Origin of the sequence: Cryobacterium zongtaii (assembly GCF_002909375.1) — a bacterium.
GTDB classification, from domain to species: Bacteria; Actinomycetota; Actinomycetes; order Actinomycetales; family Microbacteriaceae; genus Cryobacterium; species Cryobacterium zongtaii.
The window spans coordinates 1-17,792 of record NZ_PPXD01000003.1 but is presented as its reverse complement, the minus strand read 5'-3'; the positions used below and the strand labels follow the sequence as shown (position 1 = coordinate 17,792).

Annotated in this window: 16 protein-coding genes; 7 read left to right on the top strand and 9 right to left on the bottom strand. The window is 69.7% G+C overall.

The features are described from left to right. The first annotated feature begins 7 nt into the window (after positions 1–7). Positions 8–247 (top strand): heavy-metal-associated domain-containing protein, encoded by a 240-nt coding sequence (locus tag C3B61_RS01855; RefSeq protein WP_103459338.1) that lies wholly within the window; start codon positions 8–10, stop codon positions 245–247. Between the two features lie 22 nt (positions 248–269). Next, complete coding sequence (locus tag C3B61_RS01850; RefSeq protein WP_103459337.1) at positions 270–2,195, top strand: heavy metal translocating P-type ATPase; 1,926 nt, start codon at positions 270–272, stop codon at positions 2,193–2,195. Here C3B61_RS01850 and C3B61_RS01845 read toward each other — a convergent pair. The 9 genes from C3B61_RS01845 to C3B61_RS01805 all read right to left on the bottom strand — a co-directional run bounded on the left by C3B61_RS01845 (position 2,157) and on the right by C3B61_RS01805 (position 12,209). Beyond that, complete coding sequence (locus C3B61_RS01845; RefSeq protein ID WP_133160209.1) at positions 2,157–2,834, bottom strand: lysoplasmalogenase; 678 nt, start codon at positions 2,832–2,834, stop codon at positions 2,157–2,159. The two genes, C3B61_RS01850 and C3B61_RS01845, sit on opposite strands and share 39 nt — an antisense overlap. A gap of 65 nt (positions 2,835–2,899) precedes the next feature. Then, positions 2,900–3,778, bottom strand: coding sequence for an alpha/beta fold hydrolase (locus C3B61_RS01840; RefSeq protein ID WP_208858757.1), 879 nt, complete (start codon positions 3,776–3,778; stop codon positions 2,900–2,902). A 37-nt stretch (positions 3,779–3,815) separates the two neighbouring features. Then, a complete protein-coding gene (locus C3B61_RS01835) occupies positions 3,816–4,292 on the bottom strand; it encodes a hypothetical protein (protein ID WP_088457453.1) in 477 nt (158 codons plus the stop codon). Positions 4,293–4,373: 81 nt separating this feature from the next. After that, a complete protein-coding gene (cofD, locus tag C3B61_RS01830; RefSeq protein ID WP_165791111.1) occupies positions 4,374–5,876 on the bottom strand; it encodes a 2-phospho-L-lactate transferase in 1,503 nt (500 codons plus the stop codon). 18 nt (positions 5,877–5,894) lie between these two features. Further along, on the bottom strand, positions 5,895–6,731 hold the full coding sequence (locus C3B61_RS01825) for an ABC transporter ATP-binding protein (RefSeq protein WP_244285807.1): 837 nt from the start codon (positions 6,729–6,731) through the stop codon (positions 5,895–5,897). A 137-nt stretch (positions 6,732–6,868) separates the two neighbouring features. After that, positions 6,869–8,011, bottom strand: coding sequence for a putative F420-0 ABC transporter permease subunit (locus C3B61_RS01820; protein ID WP_103459333.1), 1,143 nt, complete (start codon positions 8,009–8,011; stop codon positions 6,869–6,871). Between the two features lie 52 nt (positions 8,012–8,063). Then, a complete protein-coding gene (locus C3B61_RS01815) occupies positions 8,064–9,056 on the bottom strand; it encodes a putative F420-0 ABC transporter substrate-binding protein (protein ID WP_103459332.1) in 993 nt (330 codons plus the stop codon). A gap of 372 nt (positions 9,057–9,428) precedes the next feature. Next, complete coding sequence (locus C3B61_RS01810) at positions 9,429–10,820, bottom strand: FAD-binding oxidoreductase (RefSeq protein ID WP_103459331.1); 1,392 nt, start codon at positions 10,818–10,820, stop codon at positions 9,429–9,431. Positions 10,821–10,880: 60 nt separating this feature from the next. Further along, positions 10,881–12,209: an aminotransferase class I/II-fold pyridoxal phosphate-dependent enzyme gene (locus tag C3B61_RS01805; RefSeq protein ID WP_244285806.1), complete on the bottom strand. Its 1,329-nt coding sequence runs from the start codon at positions 12,207–12,209 to the stop codon at positions 10,881–10,883. A gap of 241 nt (positions 12,210–12,450) precedes the next feature. Between C3B61_RS01805 and C3B61_RS01800 the strand changes: the two genes are divergently transcribed. The 5 genes from C3B61_RS01800 (at position 12,451) to C3B61_RS01780 (ending at position 17,735) form a co-directional block, all read left to right on the top strand. After that, entirely contained in the window at positions 12,451–13,329 is an 879-nt protein-coding gene (locus C3B61_RS01800; RefSeq protein ID WP_103459329.1) for a nitrilase-related carbon-nitrogen hydrolase, read from the top strand. Between the two features lie 161 nt (positions 13,330–13,490). Continuing rightward, entirely contained in the window at positions 13,491–14,942 is a 1,452-nt protein-coding gene (hydA, locus tag C3B61_RS01795) for a dihydropyrimidinase (RefSeq protein ID WP_103459346.1), read from the top strand. Between the two features lie 11 nt (positions 14,943–14,953). Further along, positions 14,954–15,970, top strand: a complete 1,017-nt coding sequence (locus C3B61_RS01790; RefSeq protein WP_088457445.1) for a TIGR03842 family LLM class F420-dependent oxidoreductase — start codon at positions 14,954–14,956, stop codon at positions 15,968–15,970. Beyond that, positions 15,967–16,911 (top strand): ABC transporter permease, encoded by a 945-nt coding sequence (locus C3B61_RS01785; protein WP_103459328.1) that lies wholly within the window; start codon positions 15,967–15,969, stop codon positions 16,909–16,911. Before C3B61_RS01790 ends, C3B61_RS01785 begins: the two co-directional genes overlap by 4 nt. Beyond that, positions 16,908–17,735, top strand: a complete 828-nt coding sequence (locus tag C3B61_RS01780; RefSeq protein WP_088457443.1) for an ABC transporter ATP-binding protein — start codon at positions 16,908–16,910, stop codon at positions 17,733–17,735. Before C3B61_RS01785 ends, C3B61_RS01780 begins: the two co-directional genes overlap by 4 nt. The last annotated feature ends 57 nt before the right edge of the window (positions 17,736–17,792 follow it).

The following is a 17,792-nucleotide window of genomic DNA, read 5'->3' as shown; positions in this document are numbered from 1 at the left end:
ACCCATCATGACCACCCTCACCTCACCCAGCACCCACACCATCCTGCGGGCCGACGGCTTCTCCTGCCCCTCCTGCGTCGCCAAAATCGAGAAGCTGATCGGTCGACTGCCCGGCGTCACCGGCGTCGCCGTGTTCTTCTCCTCCGCCCGCATCGAGATCGACCACGACCCGGCCGTCGTGAGCACGGATGCCCTCATCGCCGCGGTCGGCAAGGCCGGCTACCCCGCCCGCCTGGCCGCGTTCTGACCGGCCAGGCTGGGGGAGTGACATGCGCACCGCGGCCGGGATCGGCCGCCGCCTGACCACCCGGTGGACGATTCCGGTGGTATCAGGGACGCTGATCGCGGCGGCTTGGCTGGCCGGCCCGGTGCCCGCGCTGAGCCTGGCCTCGGACGCGGCGATGGTGGCGGCCGCCGTTGTGGCCGGCGCCCCGATCGCCCGGGCGGCCCTGCGCGGCCTGTCCGGGCGGGTGGTCGGCATCGACCTGCTCGTCACCGTGGCCACGGTGGGCGCGATCGTGCTCGGCGAATACTGGGAGGCCGCAGCGGTGACCGTCCTGTTCGCCATCGGCCACGCCCTCGAGACGGCCACCCTGAACCGCACCCGGTCCGCCCTGACCGCCCTTGTGGCGCTGGCCCCCGACGTGGCCCTGGTGCTCAGCGATGGTGCGCAGACCGAGGTGCCGGCCGCCGCCGTGCTCACCGGGGAGACCGTGCTGGTCAAGTCCGGCGCGCGGGTTCCGGTGGACGGCACCGTGCGGCACGGCACCGGCACCCTCGACGAAGCCTCGATCACGGGCGAATCCCTCCCGGTGGCCAAGGCTCCCGGCGACAGGGTCTTTGCCGGCACGATGTCCACCGGCGGGTTGTTGCAGGTCGAGGCCACCGAGGTCGGTGCGGCCACCACCCTGGCCCGCATCGTGCACAGGGTCGAGGAGGCGCAGGATGCCACCGCCCCGACCCAGGTCTTCATGGACAGGTTCTCCGCCTGGTACACCCCCGGCATCCTGGTGCTCGCCGTGGTCGTCGGGTTGCTTTCCGGCGACCTGTTCCTCGCGCTGACGCTGCTGGTCATCGGCTGCCCAGGCGCCCTGGTCATCTCGATTCCCGTCGCGATCGTCGCCGGCATCGGCCGCGCCGCCCGGTCCGGAATCCTGATCAAGGGCGGCGAGTTCCTCGAGACCGCATCGAAGGTCACCGTCGTCGCCGTCGACAAGACCGGAACCCTCACCCGGGGTCGCCCGCGGCTGACCGACGTCGTGGTGCTGAACCCCGAGCTGACCCGCGCCGACGTGCTCGGCTGGGCCGCTCGGGCCGAGGCCGGCTCCGAGCATCCGCTGGCCGGAGCGATCGTGCTGGCCGCAGCGGAGCACGCCCTGGAGACGGTCGGTGCGGCAGATCGCGGTGCCGGCGGAACCCTCCTGCCCGACACCATCACGTCGATCCCCGGCCAGGGCATCACCGCCACCGTGGCCGGGCGTTCCGTGCTGATCGGCAACCCGGCGCTGCTGGCCGCTCACGCCATCGACGACCCGGAAGCGGCCGTCACGGTCGCCGCGGACCTCGCCGCCCGCGGGCGCACGCCGCTGATCGTCGTGATCGACGGCACCGTGGCAGGAGTCCTCGCGGTCGCCGACGAGGTGCGCCCCGACGCCGCCGGTATGGTGGCGGCCTTGCGCGCCGCCGGGGTGCACAGGGTCATCATGCTCACCGGCGACGGGCCGCTGGTGGCCGCGGCAGTCGGCGCCGCGGTCGGCATCGACGAGATCCGGGCATCGCTGTTACCGGAGGACAAGCTCGACGTCGTGACGCGGCTGCAACAGGACGGCCACGTTGTGGCGATGGTGGGCGACGGCGTGAACGATGCCCCGGCGCTGGCCACCGCGGACATCGGCATCGCGATGGGCGCGGCCGGGTCGGCGGTGGCGGTCGAAACCGCCGACATCGCCCTGATGGGCGACAACCTGCTGATGCTCCCCACGGCCATCGATCTGGCCCGGCGCACCGTGCGCACCATGCATCAGAACGTGGCCCTCGCCCTGATCACGGTGGCGCTGCTGCTGGCCGGGGTGCTGTGGGGCGGCGTGACCATGGCCGTGGGGATGCTCGTGCACGAGGCATCCGTTCTCCTCGTGATCGTCAACGCGATGCGGCTGTTACGCCGTAGCCGCCCGAGCCCGCTCGTGCCGCAATAGCCCCCACACTATGAGCGTCTGGGCCGCGATATAGGTGACCATGATCAGGAAATCCGCCAGGGGGATGCCGGCATCCGGCAAAAACCTGTTGATCGCCAGGAGCGAGTCGGAGACGACGAACAGCGCCCCGCCCCAGGCGACCCAGCGGTTGCACCGAGACGCGAAGGCGGCCATCGCGGAGAGCACGATGCCGTACGCGATGACCGGAACCAGCAGCGAGCCGGTATGCGGGCCCAGGATCATCAGCAACACGACGAGCCAGACCACGTAGGCGATGGCCCACCATTGCACCCGGCGTACCGCGAGCCGGGAGACGAAAAGCACGAGGTAGGTGATGTGCGCCAGCAGGAAGAAGACCAGGCCGACGACGAACCACCACGGGATCGTGACGTCTCCCACCCACGAGAAGAACAGCGCGACCACCCCGAGCACAATCGCCGGCGAGCGACGCTGCGGCGCACCCCAGATGAGCCCGGTCGCCAGGGCCGGCATCAGCAGCGGCTTCGTCCACTCCGCCAGGCCGTGCAGCGACAACAGGATGGCGCCCAGGTGTATCAGACCGACCACGATGATGGGCAGAAACGGAACGACGGGAGATGCCGATCGGACCGTGGTGCGGGATTTTTCCACTGTGCTCACTTCGATGTGGGACGGATGTCTCACTCACTGTACCGAGGTGCGGCCGGAGCATGCAGGCTCACTGGTCAGCGCGTGATGTCATCGTTGCCCACGCCCGGTTCGGCCAGGGTGGCCGGCGAGCCGGCGTCGTCGGGCGGGTCCAGGAACGAGAGCACGTCCGGCAGGAACCGGGGATCCAGCATGGTGCCCAGATGCCCGCGCCCGGGGTACAGGGCCAGGGTGCCGCGGGGGATGCCCTCGGCAGTCTCGCGGAACAGCTCGGCCGAGTAGAAGGCATCCCGGCCCCCGCCGATCACCAGGGTCGGGGCGACGATATCGGCCAGCCTGGTGTGCAGGTCGAAGGCATCCTCGGCCCGGATCGTGGTGATCAGGTCGGCCGTGGTGTGGCCGAAGAATCGCGCACCGACCAACCAGCCGAGCGCAGCCAGCAGCCGCCTGGATTGAGTGCCGGCCCCGAGCATGCGCATCATTTCGGCACTGGCGGCCCTCGGTCGTCCGTCGAGCACGTTGTCGGCGGTCCGAAGCTGGGTGTCCCGGCCCTCGTCGCCCAACCGATACGCGGCCGACACGATCACGAGCCGTTTCACCACGGCGGGATGGTCGGCGGCCAGCTGCAGCGCCACACTGCCGCCGGTGGACTCGCCGATCACGTCGACGGGCTCGTCGAAGCGCCGCAGCATCGCGTTGGCGTAGTCGGCGGCGATATCGGCCATGGTGGCGCCGGACTCGAGGCCAGGGCGGCGGTTCACCCACCACACCCGGCGGGACGCGGCGAAGGGCAGCAGCTGCCGGGTCTGGAAGCGCCGGTCGGAGCCCGTAGGCGGCTCGTGGTTGGGCGTGATCCCGGCCAGGAAGACCAGCGGAGGGCCGGCGCCGACGGCGAGGAACGGCATCCCGCCCGGCCAGGTGCCGTAGACGCGGGGCGGCGGGGGAGTTGGAGACATGAGGTTGGCCCTTCGCTCGCGGCGGTATGCGGTTGTCTCAGGTTCGGTTCTCGGTGCTCTGCGGCGGGGGCGGATCGGTGTGGCGCGCCTTGGTGGTCTCCTGGCGCTCGTCTGCCGTGCCGACACCTGTCGCGGGGTCGTCGTGGCGTCCGCCGTGGCGCGTGTCCACGGTCGGATCGATCTCGTCGGCATGCCGACTCTGCTTCTCGGAGTGGGCGCGCAGCTCCTGCGCTTGGGCTTGGCGCTGGTCGGCCTCCTGGCGCAGGCGGTCGGCGTCCACTTGCGCCTGCTGGGCATCAGCCTGAGCCCGGGTGGCCTTGGCCTCGTTCTCGCGGGCGTCGAGGGCACGGGCCTCCGCGTCCCGGCGCATCTCCTCGGCCCGCTGCTGGTCGGCACGGCGTTTCTTCTCGCGCTGCTCCCGGCCGCGCCGGGACGCGACGACCGCGATGACGCCGATGATCGCGAGCACGACCACGATGCCCACGATGATCCAGATGACCGTGGCAGTGTCCATGACAGTTCCGCCTTCCGCACAATCGAACCGGCTTACCGGTGATAGTAGGCCGCTCGGCGGAGTTCCGCTTGGCCGGGCGGGTCAGGCGCGGGGCAGCACCTCGATCAGCCGCAGTCGTTCGAGCACGACCTCGGTGTCGTCGGTGACGGTGAAGGCAGGATCGCCGAGGTACGCGCGCATGTCGTCGCTGTGCCAGAAGGACTCGTGGCCGACCCGCCAGGCGGCAACGGAGTCATAACCCTCGCCCTCAGCGCGGGCGTGGTCGAGATCCACGGCACCGAGACGCACCACGCGCATCCCCGTGGTCTCGATGATCGCCACCGGGCGGCCGGCCGAGTCGATCACGACCTGCCGGCTGCCGATCACGGGCAGCGGCTCGTCCTCGATGCCGTATTCGATGAGCGTGGACGTCGTCGACGTCTTCGAGCCGTCCAGGATCGCGGCGACAAGCTGGTCGCGTAGCGGGCCGGGAAAGGCGAACTCCGCGATCGGCAGGTCGTGGGTCGCCGGGTGAGCGGCGGCCGTCAGGTCGGCGGCGATCCGCAGGGCCTCGGCGGCGATCTGCGCCGTGGCGGCCACATCGCTCATCCAGAGCGGCACGGCGGTCGAACGGATGCCGGCGGCCTCGAGCGCGGGCACGGCGTCGGCATCCGTCTCGTCGACGAGCCAGGCGTCGAGCACGCCGTCGCGTTGGCGGGAGCCGTAGTGCAGGCCCACCGCGAGGGCGGAGGTCTCCACGCCGATGGTGGTCAGGCAGGTGTCGGCCATGCCGCGCACAGCGGCGCCGGAGATGATCGGTGAGATGCCCACGACCCGGGCGGTGGTGGCGCGCAGGGCTTCGCGGATGCCAGGGATGCTCAGGATCGTGCCGACCGAGACGACGGGGTTCGACGGCGGCAGGATCACCAGGTCGGCGCTGAGGATGGCGTCGATCACGCCGGGCGCCGCGACGGCGTCGGCCAGGCCCACCTGCACGAACTCGGTGACGGGTTGGCCGGCGCGGTAGCGCACCCACCATTCCTCGAAGTGAATAAGGTCGCCCGCGCGGTGCTCGTCGGCGTCGGCGGCCAGGCGCACGTGGGTCTCCACGAACTGGTCGCTCATCGGCAGCAGGCGCGCGCCGGGCTTCCAGCGGCGGCAGAGGAACTCGGTGGCGGCGCTGAGGGTGGCGCCGCCCCGGAGCAGGTCGGTGCGCACGATGTGGGTGGCCAGGTCGAGGTCGCCGAGGGTGAACCAGGACCAGCCGCGCCCGTAGGCCGCGATCTCGGCGGAGGTGCGCCGGGACTCGTCGGGCCGGCCCCAGCCCTGCTCCTCGCTGATGCCGCCGCCGAGGGTGTACATCACGGTGTCGAGGTCGGGGCAGATACGCAGCCCGTCCAGCCACATGTCATCGCCGGTGTTGACGATCACGGTGACCTCGCCGGCGGTGCCGGCGTGCGCCGACGTGCCGGCAAGTGCACGTTCCGGGCCGCCGAAGGGGTCATTTGCGGCAATTCGCTCGTCGTCTGATGCCAGCTGTTGCAGCAACCCGCGGGTGAAGCGGGCGCCGCCGACACCGCCGGCGAGAACTGTGACTCGGGTCATGGGGTTCCTTCTGCAGGCCTAGGGGTGTTGGTGCGAGTTGCCAGTTGCGGCCGCTTGACCGGCGCTGAGGGGGCGCGATGTGGCATCTCGCCCGTCGGGCCCGGAGAACACGATCACCGGCCGTCCCGTGCGGGGGTGCGGCACGATGTCGCAGTCGACGCCGTAGACCGCCCGGATGGTGTCGGGTCGCAGTACCTCGGCGGGGGTGCCGAACGCCGCGAGTCGGCCGCCCTGCAGCAGCACGATGTGGTCGCAATAGGCGGCAGCGAGGTTGAGGTCGTGCAGGGCGAGCACCGAGGTGAGGCCCAGCCCGCGCACCTGGTGCAGCAGCGACAGCTGGGCGCTTACATCGAGGTGGTTGGTGGGTTCGTCGAGCAGCAGCAGGCTCGGCCGCTGGGCCAGGGCGCGGGCGATCTGCACCCGCTGCTGCTGGCCACCGCTGAGGGTGTGCCAGCGCCGGTCCACCAGGTCGGTGGCGCCCACCATCGTCAGCGCCTCCGTGGCCACGGCGAGGTCGTCCTCGCCGCCGAAGCTGCCCAGCAGCCGGCTGCGGTGCGGGATGCGGCCGAGCAGCACCACCTCCCGCACGGACAGGTCCACGCTGGGCGCCACATTCTGCTCGAGCAGGGCGATGCGCCGGGCGGCCTCCCGCCGCCGCAGCTGCCCCACGACGGCGCCGTCGAGGGCGACGGTGCCGGCATCCGCCCGGTCGATGCCCGCGATGATGCGCAACAGGCTGGACTTGCCCGCCCCGTTCGGTCCGAGCAGCCCCGTGACGGTGCCGGGCGGCAGGGTCGCCGAGACACCCTGCAGAATGCGCGTGCCCTCGATGCTGAGGGAGACCCCGTCGAGCACGACCCCCGCCGTGAGCGCTGCCCTCGAGTCGTCCGGCGGATGTGAGTTGCCAGTTGCTGCCCCTTGACCGGCGCTGAAGGGGCGCGAAGTGGCATCTCGCGAGTCGGCTGTTGATGCGGCGGTCGCGCGCTCGGCGCTCATGCCCAGGCCGCGCTTCGATTGCGCTTGATCAGCAGGATGAACACGGGCACGCCGATGAACGCAGTGATGATGCCCACCGGCAGCTCGCGTGGGTCGAAGACCGTGCGGGCGAGGGTGTCGGCGAGCACCAGGAACAGTGCCCCCACCACCGCGACGAGCGGCAGCAGGCGCCGGTGGCCCGGCCCGCTGAGCCCGCGCACCAGGTGCGGCAGGATCAGCCCCACGAAGCCGATCGCCCCGCTGACGGCCACCATCGCTCCGGTGAGCAGCGCCACCGCCACGAGGAATCCCCAACGGGTGGCGTTCACGTTGATGCCCAGTGACGCGGCGTTGGTGTCACCGAAGGTGAACGCATCCAGCCGGCTGGCGGCGAGCAGGATGCCGGTGCCCACCACGGCCAGCGCGACCGCGGAGATCAGCACGCTGCTCCACGAGCTGCCGGCCAGGGAGCCGAGCAGCCAGTTGAGGATCTCCCGGTACGAGTCGCCCTTGGCCGCCCAGAAGATGATGAACGAGGTGCCTGCCGAGCCCAGCTGAGCGATCGCCAGCCCGGCCAGCACGGCCCGGCCGGGCGTGATGCTGCCGCCGACGCGGGCGATATTGAGGGTGGCGAACAGGGCGATCAGGGCCCCGGCGAACGCGGCCGCCGGCAGCGCGAAACCGATGCCGAGGATGACCACGCAGACCGCGCCGAGCGACGCTCCGGAGGACAGGCCGAGCAGGTAGGGATCGGCCAGCGGGTTGCGGGTGACGCTCTGCATCACCGCTCCGCTGAGCGCCAGGCCCGCGCCCACCATGGCCGCGGTGAGCACCCGCGGCATCCGCAGCTGCCAGACGATGGCGTCGGTCAGCGGTGGCACGGGGGTGTCGCCGGCGAGCCCGGGCAGGCCGAGGTGGCCGGCCACACTGCCCCAGACCTGCGCCAGGCTCACGTCGGCCGGGCCGATCGTCACGGCCACCGCGCTGCCGAGCACCAGCGCCACCAGCGCTGCGACCAGCCAGACCAGGTACCGGGCCGTGCCGCTGCGCCGGGCGCGAGCTGGTGCCGCGGATGCGCCGGGCGAGCCGGACCCCCCGGGCGCGGCCGACCCGCTGGGCAAGACGGTGCCGAGGCCCTGCCTGCTCGGGGTGACGGTCATCCGCGGTCCTTCGAATCGGGGTTTGGGTGAGGTCTGGCTGCCTGCCGTCGGCCTACTTGGCCTCGAGCGCGGCGAGCTGGTCGATGATCGACCCGGCGGCCTCCACGTTGCGGATGCCCGCCTCGGTCGCCGCGAACGGCACCACGATGTAGCGGTCGTTCACCACGGCGTCGAGCCCGGCGGTCGCCGCGTTGGCCTTGAGGTTGGCGATCTTCGAGTCCGCGGTGTTCCAGGTGGCATCCACGAGCACGATCACGCTCGGGTTCGCCGCCACGACGGACTCCCAGCCGGCCGAGGTCCAGGTGTCCTGCACGTCGGCGAAGATGTTGGTCAGCCCCGCCGCATCCATGATCAGCTGCGGCGAACCGATGCCGGCGCCCACGTACGGGGTGTCGGTGCCGCTGGAGTACCAGAGTGCGGTGGTGTCACCGGTGGCGGGCTCAAGCGCGGCCAGTTCGGCCTCCTGCTCGGCAACCAGTTCGGCGGCGGCATCCGGCACGCCGAACAGGGCCCCGGCCTCGTCGATCTCGGCGAACACGGTCTCGAAGGTCAGCGGGTCCGGCATGGCGTCGCCCTTGCACGCGGCCGGCGAAACATAGCTGCCGATGCCCAGGTCGGTCAGCGCGGCACGCTCGCCGACGCCCTCGGCGGAGAAGTTCGACTCCCAGCCGCCGTAGATGAAGTCGGGGGTGAGCGCCAGAACGGCTTCCTGGCCCGGCACGAAGTCGCTGATCACGTTGAGATCGGCGCCGGCGTCGGCGAGGGATGCCGGCAGCGGGCCGTCGAGGAACGCCGAGCCCACGATGCGCTCGCCGAGTCCCAGGGCGAGCAGCAGCTCGGTGGTGTTCGACTTGATCGTGACGATGCGTTCCGGCGCGGCCTCGAGGGTGAGCGTGGTGTCGCAATTCTCAACCGACACCGGGAAGGCACCGGCATCGCCGGCCGAGGCGCTGGGAGCCGGCGCGGCGGCCGTCGAGCCGGAGGCGCAGCCGGCGAGCAGCAGCACGGCCGCGGTGGCGGCGATGGCGGGGTAGCGAGTCTTCATGGGACCAATCTGAGCGGCGGGAGCCGCGCATCCGTCGACAAGGTCGCGACGTAACGGACCGAACACGGTGTCGCGGGCGACACAGGCACCGGCCGGCACCGCGGAACGCGTCGGAGCAGGCTCGAACGAGGTGGGGGTGAAACTGAAGGCAAAGCCCCGACCTGCCGCCCAAATCCGGGCCGGCGCAACCGGTCAGATCGAACCGGGGGTCACCACCAGCCTAAACCCCTGCTGTTCGGGGCGGGTGCCGTGGTCGGAGCGCGAATGGACCTGGCGGCCGACTGTTGCCCGTGCGGACATCTGCGCCCGGTGTGCCGGCAACAATTGTCCGGATCGGCAACAGTTGTTCGGCGCCCGCCCCGCGGACCGGGCTCAGGGCACGATGTTGAGGTTGTGGGCCAACACGTTCTCGGGGTCATAGCGACGTTTCGCCGCCCGCAGCCGGTCCAGGGTGGCCGGCGGGTACGCCAGGCCGAGCACGTCGGGATACGCGCGCAGATTGAAGCTGCCGTAGGTGCCCGTCAATCTCTCGGCTACGACGCACCAGCCGTCCAGGATGCGCCGCTCGGCCTCGTCGGGGGCATCCAGCGGCAGGAACGCCGCCGACATCACCAGCACCTCCACATCACGGTGCGCGAATGCCGTGGCAGCTGCGGGCACCCGGTTCATCGCCCCGCGCAGGTAGCGCACCATCAGCACCGCCGAATCGAGCGCGGCGTTCGCGATGGTGAGCCGCTCGATGAGCTCGTCGTCGAAGTCCCTGGCGAAGCCGTTGCGGTCGACAATCCGGATCGACCCCGGCGGGGCCGATGGTTCGTCGAAGACCTCCACGAAGAGCGTGAGTGCCACGTCGTTGCCGGTCACCCCCGGCAGAGCGAGCAGGGGCCGGATGGCCGACATGGCCTCGCCCTGGTCGGCACCGCCGTAGCAGACCAGGATTTTTGTCTCCGCGGGCATCTCCGGTCCGAACTCGGGCGTCGCATACACCGTCGAATTGAGTTCTTCCGGAGACGCGCGCATCACGTCCCGCCAGCCGCGCAGAGTGTCGGCGAGATGCGTCGGCCGCACGTGGATGGTGCCGAAGACCACACCCCGCAGCGGGTGCGCCTGGAAGGTGAACCTCGTGGCAACGCCGAAGTTGCCGCCGCCCCCACGCAGTGCCCAGAACAGCTCCGGCTCACTGGATTCGCTGGCCGTCACGACGGCGCCACTGGGTAGCACCACCTCGACCTCACGCAGGCTGTCGATCGCCAGGCCATGTTGTCGCACCAACCACCCGATGCCGCCGCCCAGGGTGAGACCTCCAACGCCCACCGTGTAGGTGTCGCCGCTGGAGACCGCCAGATCGTACTCGATCAGTTCCTGGGCCACACCGCCCCAGGTCGCGCCGCTGCCCAGCCGAACCCGGTTTCCTTCGAGAACCTCAACGTCACGGATGCGGGAGAGGTCCAGCACCATTCCGCCATCGTTGGTGTTCAACGGGCTGTGCCCGCCGCTGCGTACCGACAGCACAAGGCCCTGGGCCCTGGCATAGGCGATCGCCGCCGCGACATCTGCCGCAGTGGTCGGTCGAACCGCCAGCGCGGGACTGCCGACCTTCCCGTAGGCCGTGGCCGCCATCAGGAATTCGTCCGAATCGGGCAGGAGAACAGTGCCCGCGAAGCCGTCGATCATCATTCCTCCACACCTGTCGAGCGCGGCGTCGATCATGCCCGAGTCGGATCCGCCGGACCGCACCGGTGAGTCACCGGTTGCGCCCAGCATGCCCCCCGGTCCTGGCGCCCGCGACCCCGGCCGCGATTACGCCAGATGAGCGCGGATGCGTCAGCGCCCGGCCGCAGCCACGATCGCCCGCGCCACCGGCACCACGTCGTCCACCAGCGCCCCTGCCGTCACCCGAATGAACGACTCGGACCGGTCCACCGCGAGAAACGGGCTGCCGCCGGCCACCCGGATGCCGGACGCCGCCAGCCTCACGATGGCGTCGCGCTCGTCGGCAACCGGCACCCAGGCGTTGATGCCGTCGGCGCGGGCGAGGGGCAGGCCGAACCCGGTGAGGGCATCCGCCAGCGCCTTCTGCCTTGCGAAGTACACGTGCCTGGCCTCGAACACCAGCGCCATGCTGGCACTGTCGGTGAGCAGCTCGTGCAGGATGGTCTGCAGCATCCGGCTGGTCCAGCCCGGGCCGAGCATCCGCCGGGACACGATCCGGTCGACCAGGGCGGCCGGCCCGCCGAGAGCGGCGATACGCAGGTCCGGCCCGTGCGACTTGGAGTAGCTGCGCACGTGCAGCACCCGCTCGGGCAGCCAGCGGCCGAGCGACACGTCCGGGGAGGTGCTGATCGCGCCGGAGTGGTCGTCCTCGATCACCACGGTATGCGCGGCGCGTTTACTGGCGGCCAGCAGTCGGGCCAGCTCCTCGGCCCGGCCCGGCGACATCGACGCGCCGGTGGGGTTGTGCGCGCGCGGCTGCAGGATGACCGCGGCCGGCGACTGCGCCAGCGCCGCCTGGAAGGCGGCCGGGTCGATGCCCTCCGCATCCACCGCCACGGGCAGACGTTCGATGCCCATCTGCTCGAGCAGGTCGAAGAACGGCGGGAATCCCGGGTCTTCGACGATGACCCTGTCGCCGAACCTGGCTACCTGCTCGAGACTGCGGGAGATCGCGTCGAGGGCCCCGTCGACCACCGTGATCGACTCGCACCGGTACGGCCAGGACCCGGTCAGCACGGTGAGCAGCTCCGGGATCACCGGTGGCGCCTGGTAGCTGGGCGTCATCGCGCGCTGGGACACCCTGGAGAGCGCGGGGCCGAGCGCGGGCAGCAGAAGCGGGTCCGGCGTGCCCCGGGACAGGTCGATGCGGGTGTCGCTCAGATGCCCGGCCAGCGACTGGGTGCGGGCCGGCAGCCAGTGTGGGGACTGTTCCCGCACGAAGGTGCCGCTGCGGCCGCGGGAGACGATCAACCCCGCCGCGGAGAGCGCCTGCCAGGCGTGGCTGACCGTCGCGGGGCTCACCCCGAGTCCGCCGGCGAGGTCCCGCACCGTGGGCAGGCGCTCGCCGGGGGCGATCCGGCCGGTGCTGATCAGCCGGCCGAGGGCAGCGGCGATTCCGGCCGGCGTGGCCTGTTCGATCTCGTCCAGGTACAGCTGCACGGGGTCCTTCCGGGGCAAATGCTTGCCAGCAGCATCCTCTGACGACAGGATGATGATTTACGCATGCGTCATGTGAAGAAACAGAACAGAAATGTTTACGTCGAATAATAACAAAACCGGACACCGTAACGTGGCTCGATCTCGACAGGCTCTCTCACCGTTCAGCTCGCAGAACATCGCGTTGCCGTCCGACCCCCGCTGACGAGGTTCCACAGTGTGAGACCCAGTGGAGGCAGACAGTATGAGCGTTGACACAACCAGCCGCGGCACAGCAAACATCGTGCGAGCGGCGATCACCCAGACCACGTGGACGGGGGACATCGACTCGATGCTCGACAAGCACGAGAAGTTCGCCCGCGATGCGGCCGCAGACGGCGCGCAGGTGATCTGCTTCCAGGAGCTGTTCTACGGCCCGTACTTCGGCATCACCGAAGACGCCAAGTACTACGACTATGCCGAGGCGGCCGACGGCCCCATCGTGCAACGCTTCGCGGCCCTGGCCAAGGAGCTCAACCTGGTGATGGTGCTGCCCATCTACGAAGAAGAGCAGCCCGGCGTGTACTACAACACCGCTGTGGTGGTGGATGCCGATGGCACAATTCTCGGCAAATACCGCAAGCACCACATTCCCCACCTCGACAAATTCTGGGAGAAGTTCTATTTCCGCCCCGGCAACCTCGGCTACCCGGTCTTCAACACCGCCGTCGGACCGATCGGCGTGTACATCTGTTACGACCGGCACTTCCCAGAAGGCTGGCGGGAGCTGGGCCTGAACGGCGCGCAGATCGTCTTCAACCCCAACGCCACCAAGCCCGGGCTGTCGAACCGGCTCTGGGAAATCGAACAGCCTGCCGCGGCCGCCGCAAACGGATACTTCGTGGCCGCGCCCAACCGGGTGGGCCGGGAAGACAACGAGTACGGCGAAGACGCCGTGACGTTCTACGGCACCAGCCAGTTCGTCGACCCGCAGGGCAACTACGTGGGCGAGCTGGGCAGCGGCGTCGACGAGGAGGTCGTGATCCGCGACCTGGACCTGGGCATGATCCGCCAGGTGCGCAACAACTGGCAGTTCTACCGGGACCGCCGCCCGGACTCGTACACCTCGATCCCCAAGCCGTAAAGGCAGCACCCGTCACCCGACCTCGAAACCCGGCCATCCGTCGGTCGAGCCTGTCGAGACCACGCGACCGAGCCTACGTTCAGAGAACAGCTCACGGGGTCTCGACAAGCTCAACCAACGAGACGGGCGCGACCCGCAGACGAAGCAGCGAACAGGAGAACATCGTGAAGACCCTGATCAAGAACGGCACCGTGGTCAATTCCACGGGAACGGCCACAGCGGATGTGCTGATCGACGGCGAGAGAATCGCCGCGGTGCTCGCACCCGGCTCCACCCTGCTCGGCTTCGACATCGAGCGGAACGTCGACACCGTCATCGACGCGGCCGGCAAGTACGTCATCCCCGGCGGCATCGACGCGCACACCCACATGCAGATGCCGTTCGGCGGCACCGAGGCCAGCGACACCTTCGAGACCGGCACCCGCGCCGCGGCCTGGGGTGGCACCACGAGCATCGTCGACTTCGTGGTGCAGTACGCCGGCGAAAACGTGCTTGACCAGTACCACCTCTGGCAGGAAAAGGCCCGGGGCGAGTGCGCCATCGACTACGGCTTCCACCAGATCCTCTCCGACGTGCAGGACTCCTCCCTTGTCGCGATGGACGAACTCGTCAACGAGGGCGTCTCCAGCTTCAAGCTGTTCATGGCCTACAAGGGCGTGTTCCTCTCCGACGACGGCCAGATCGTCAAGGCCATGCAGAAGGCAGCGAGCAACGGCAGCATGATCATGATGCACGCCGAGAACGGCAGCGTCATCGACCTGCTCGTGCAGCAGGCCGTCGCCGCCGGCAACACCACGCCCTACTATCACGGCCTCACCCGGCCCTGGCAGGCCGAGGAGGAGGCCACCCACCGGGCGATCATGCTCGCCAACCTCACCGGGGCGCCGCTCTACGTGGTGCACGTGAGTGCCAAGCAGGCAGTGGAGCAGATCGCCGTCGCCCGGGACCGCGGCCAGAACGTGTTCGGCGAGACCTGCCCGCAGTACCTCTATCTCTCACTCGAGGACCAGCTCGGTGCCCACAGCGAGGAGTGGGGCGACTTCGAGGGCGCCAAATGGGTCTGTTCGACACCGCTTCGCTCCAAGGCAGAGGGCCACCAGCACCACATGTGGCAGAGCCTGCGCACCAACGACATCCAGATGGTCTCCACCGACCACTGCCCGTTCTGCATGAAGGGACAGAAAGACATGGGGCTCACCGACTTCTCCAAGATCCCCAACGGCATCGGGTCGGTCGAACACCGGATGGACCTGCTCTACCAGGGCGTCGTCGACAAGCAGATCTCCCTCGAACGCTGGGTGGAGGTCACCTCCACCACCCCGGCGCGGATGTTCGGTATGTACGGCACCAAGGGTGTCATCCAGCCCGGTGCCGACGGCGACGTGGTGGTCTACGACCCGAAGGGCCACACTTCCATCGGGATGCCCGAAGCCGGCCTGGACAAGACCCACCACATGAACCTGGACTACTCCGCCTACGAGGGCTTCGAGATCGACGGCCACGTCGACACCGTGCTCTCCCGCGGCAAGGTCGTCATCGACGACAACGCGTACCTCGGCGCCAAGGGCGATGGCAAGTACATCAAACGCGGCCTCAGCCAGTACCTGATCTAGGCGGGAAACCCATGGACTTCGGCGCAGTACTCCAGACCAACCCGCCCTCGGCGCGCACCGTGCAGCTGGCCCAGTTGGCCGAGAACCACGGCTTCAGCCACGTGTGGACCTTCGACTCGCACCTGCTCTGGCAGGAACCCTATGTGATCTACAGCAAGATCTTGAGCGAGACCCGCAAGGTGATCGTGGGCCCGATGGTCACCAACCCGGCCACCAGGGACTGGACCGTCACGGCGTCCACCTACGCCACCCTCAACGAGATGTACGGCAACCGCACCATCTGCGGTATCGGGCGTGGCGACTCCGCGGTGCGGGTCACCAACGGCCGGCCCAGCACCCTGAAGACGCTGCGCGAATCGATTCACGTCATCCGTGAACTCGCCAACTCCCGGGCGGTCGAGTACAACGGTGCCACCCTCCAGTTCCCCTGGAGCAGGGGCTCCACCCTCGACGTGTGGGTGGCCGCCTACGGCCCGCTGGCGCTCAAGCTCACCGGCGAGGTCGGCGACGGGTTCATCCTGCAGATGGCCGACCTCGACGTGGCCGAATGGATGATCAAGACCGTGCGCACCGCCGCCGAGAACGTGGGTCGCGACCCTGACGCCATCAAGTTCTGCGTGGCCGCGCCGATGTACATCGGTGACGACATCCAGCACATGCGCGACCAGAACCGCTGGTTCGGCGGCATGGTCGGCAACCACGTGGCCGACATCGTGGAGAAGTACGGCCAGTCCGGGGCGGTGCCGCAGGCCCTGACCGACTACATCAAGGGCCGCGAGGGCTACGACTACAACGAGCACGGTCGAGCCGGCAACACCCACGCCGACTTCGTGCCCGACGAGATCGTCGACAGGTTCTGCCTGCTTGGGCCGGCCGAGGCTCACATCGAGAAGTTGAAGGCGCTCAAGGAACTCGGCGTCGACCAGTTCGCCGGCTACCTGCAGCACGACAATAAAGAGGAGACGTTGCGGGTCTACGGCGAAACCGTGATCCCCGCCCTCGCCAACCACATCACGGCCAAGGCATGACCCCGGCCGGCTCCGTGCGCACCGGACCCGCGAGGTCCAGCGCGGCGGCGCGGGGCCGGGCCTGGCTGGGGCAGGGGATGCCGCGGCGCATCCTGGTGGGCGCCCTCGGCCTGCTTGTGCTCGCCGTGCTCTGGGAGCTCTACATCTTCTTCGGCCCCGAAGACGGCGTGGTCATCGGCGGTCTCACCGTGCTGCCGCGGGCCAGCGAGATGGCGATGCCGCACCTGTGGGTGATGCTCGAGCGCATCCTGGAGCCCGTCACCGGCAGCGCCAGCGCGGTGCCGATGTGGCAGGCCGTTTTCGAAGCGTCCCTGTTCACCCTGGGCATCTCGGCCGTCGGCTGGATCGTCGGCGTCTCGGTGGGCCTGGCCCTGGCACTGCTGATGCAGCGCTTCACGCTGGCCGAATCGGCCATCCTGCCCTGGGTCATCCTCAGCCAGACCGTGCCGCTGATCGCGCTGGCCCCGCTGGTGCGGCGGTGGGGCGCGCAGCTTGAGTTCGGCGCCTTCACCTGGGAGAACTGGATGTCGGTGGCGCTGATCGCGTCCTACCTCGCCTTCTTCCCGGTCTCGATCGGCGCGCTCAAGGGCCTCGGCTCCCCGGACACCAACCACGTTGACCTGATGCACTGCTACGCGGTGGGCTGGTGGAAGACGCTCTGGCGGCTGCGGTTGCCGGCCAGCGTGGGCTACCTGCTGCCTGCCCTCCGCCTCGCGGCGGCCAGCGCCGTGATCGGCAGCGTCGTCGCCGAGGTGTCGATCGGTCTGCGCGGCGGCATCGGCCGGCTCATCGTCGAATACGCCGGCGCCGCCGGCAGCGACCCTGGCAAGCCCTGGGCCCCCATCTTCGGGTCGATCCTGGTCGGCCTCGTCGCCGCCGGTTTTGTCGGCCTGATCTCACTGTTCCTACGTCGATTCCGCAGGGGAGAGGTGGCCGCATGACCACGGCAGCAGCACCGGTACAGCACGCCGTGGAGGTGACCGACGTCAGCCGGGTCTTCGCCGGCCGCAAGGGCGCATCCGTCACGGCCCTGGATGCGGTGAGCCTCACCGTCGCCCCCGGCGAATTCGTGTCGCTGATCGGGCCCAGCGGCTGCGGCAAGAGCACCCTGCTTCGGCTGATCGCCGACCTCGACACCCCCACCAGCGGGTCGATCAAGGTGTTCGGCAAGACCGCCAGTCAGGCGCGCATCGATCAGGACTACGGCATCGCCTTCCAACAGGCCGGCCTGCTGCCCTGGCGCACGGTGACCGGCAACATCGAACTGCCGCTGGAGCTGCACGGCGCCGGCAAGGCCGCCCGCCGCGAGCGCGCCGCGGAGCTGATCGAACTTGTCGGCCTGAGCGACTTCGCCGGGCACTACCCCGACCAGCTCTCCGGCGGCATGCAGCAGCGGGTGGCCATCGCCCGCTCGCTGGCCGAAAGCCCGAGCCTGCTGTTGATGGACGAACCGTTCGGCGCGCTCGACGAGATGACCCGGGAGCGCATGCAGAACGAGCTCGTGCGCATCTGCGCCGAGACCAGCGCCGCCGTCGTCTTCGTCACCCACTCCATCCCCGAGGCGGTGTTCCTCTCCAACCGGGTGGTGGTGATGTCGCCGCGGCCCGGCCGCATCCGCGACGTGCTCGGCGTGAACCTCGGCCGCATGAGCGACCGCGGCGAGAATCTGCGCGAAGACGCGGACTTCTTCCACTCGGTCAGCCAGGTGCGCGAGCTGCTGCACGGCAGCGCCCCCACCGGGCCGCGCGGGGTCGAGACGCGATGAGCGCCGGCGCGAGCACGCGCGTGGCTGCGCCGGCCGGGCCGGGCCGGCCGGGCGCAT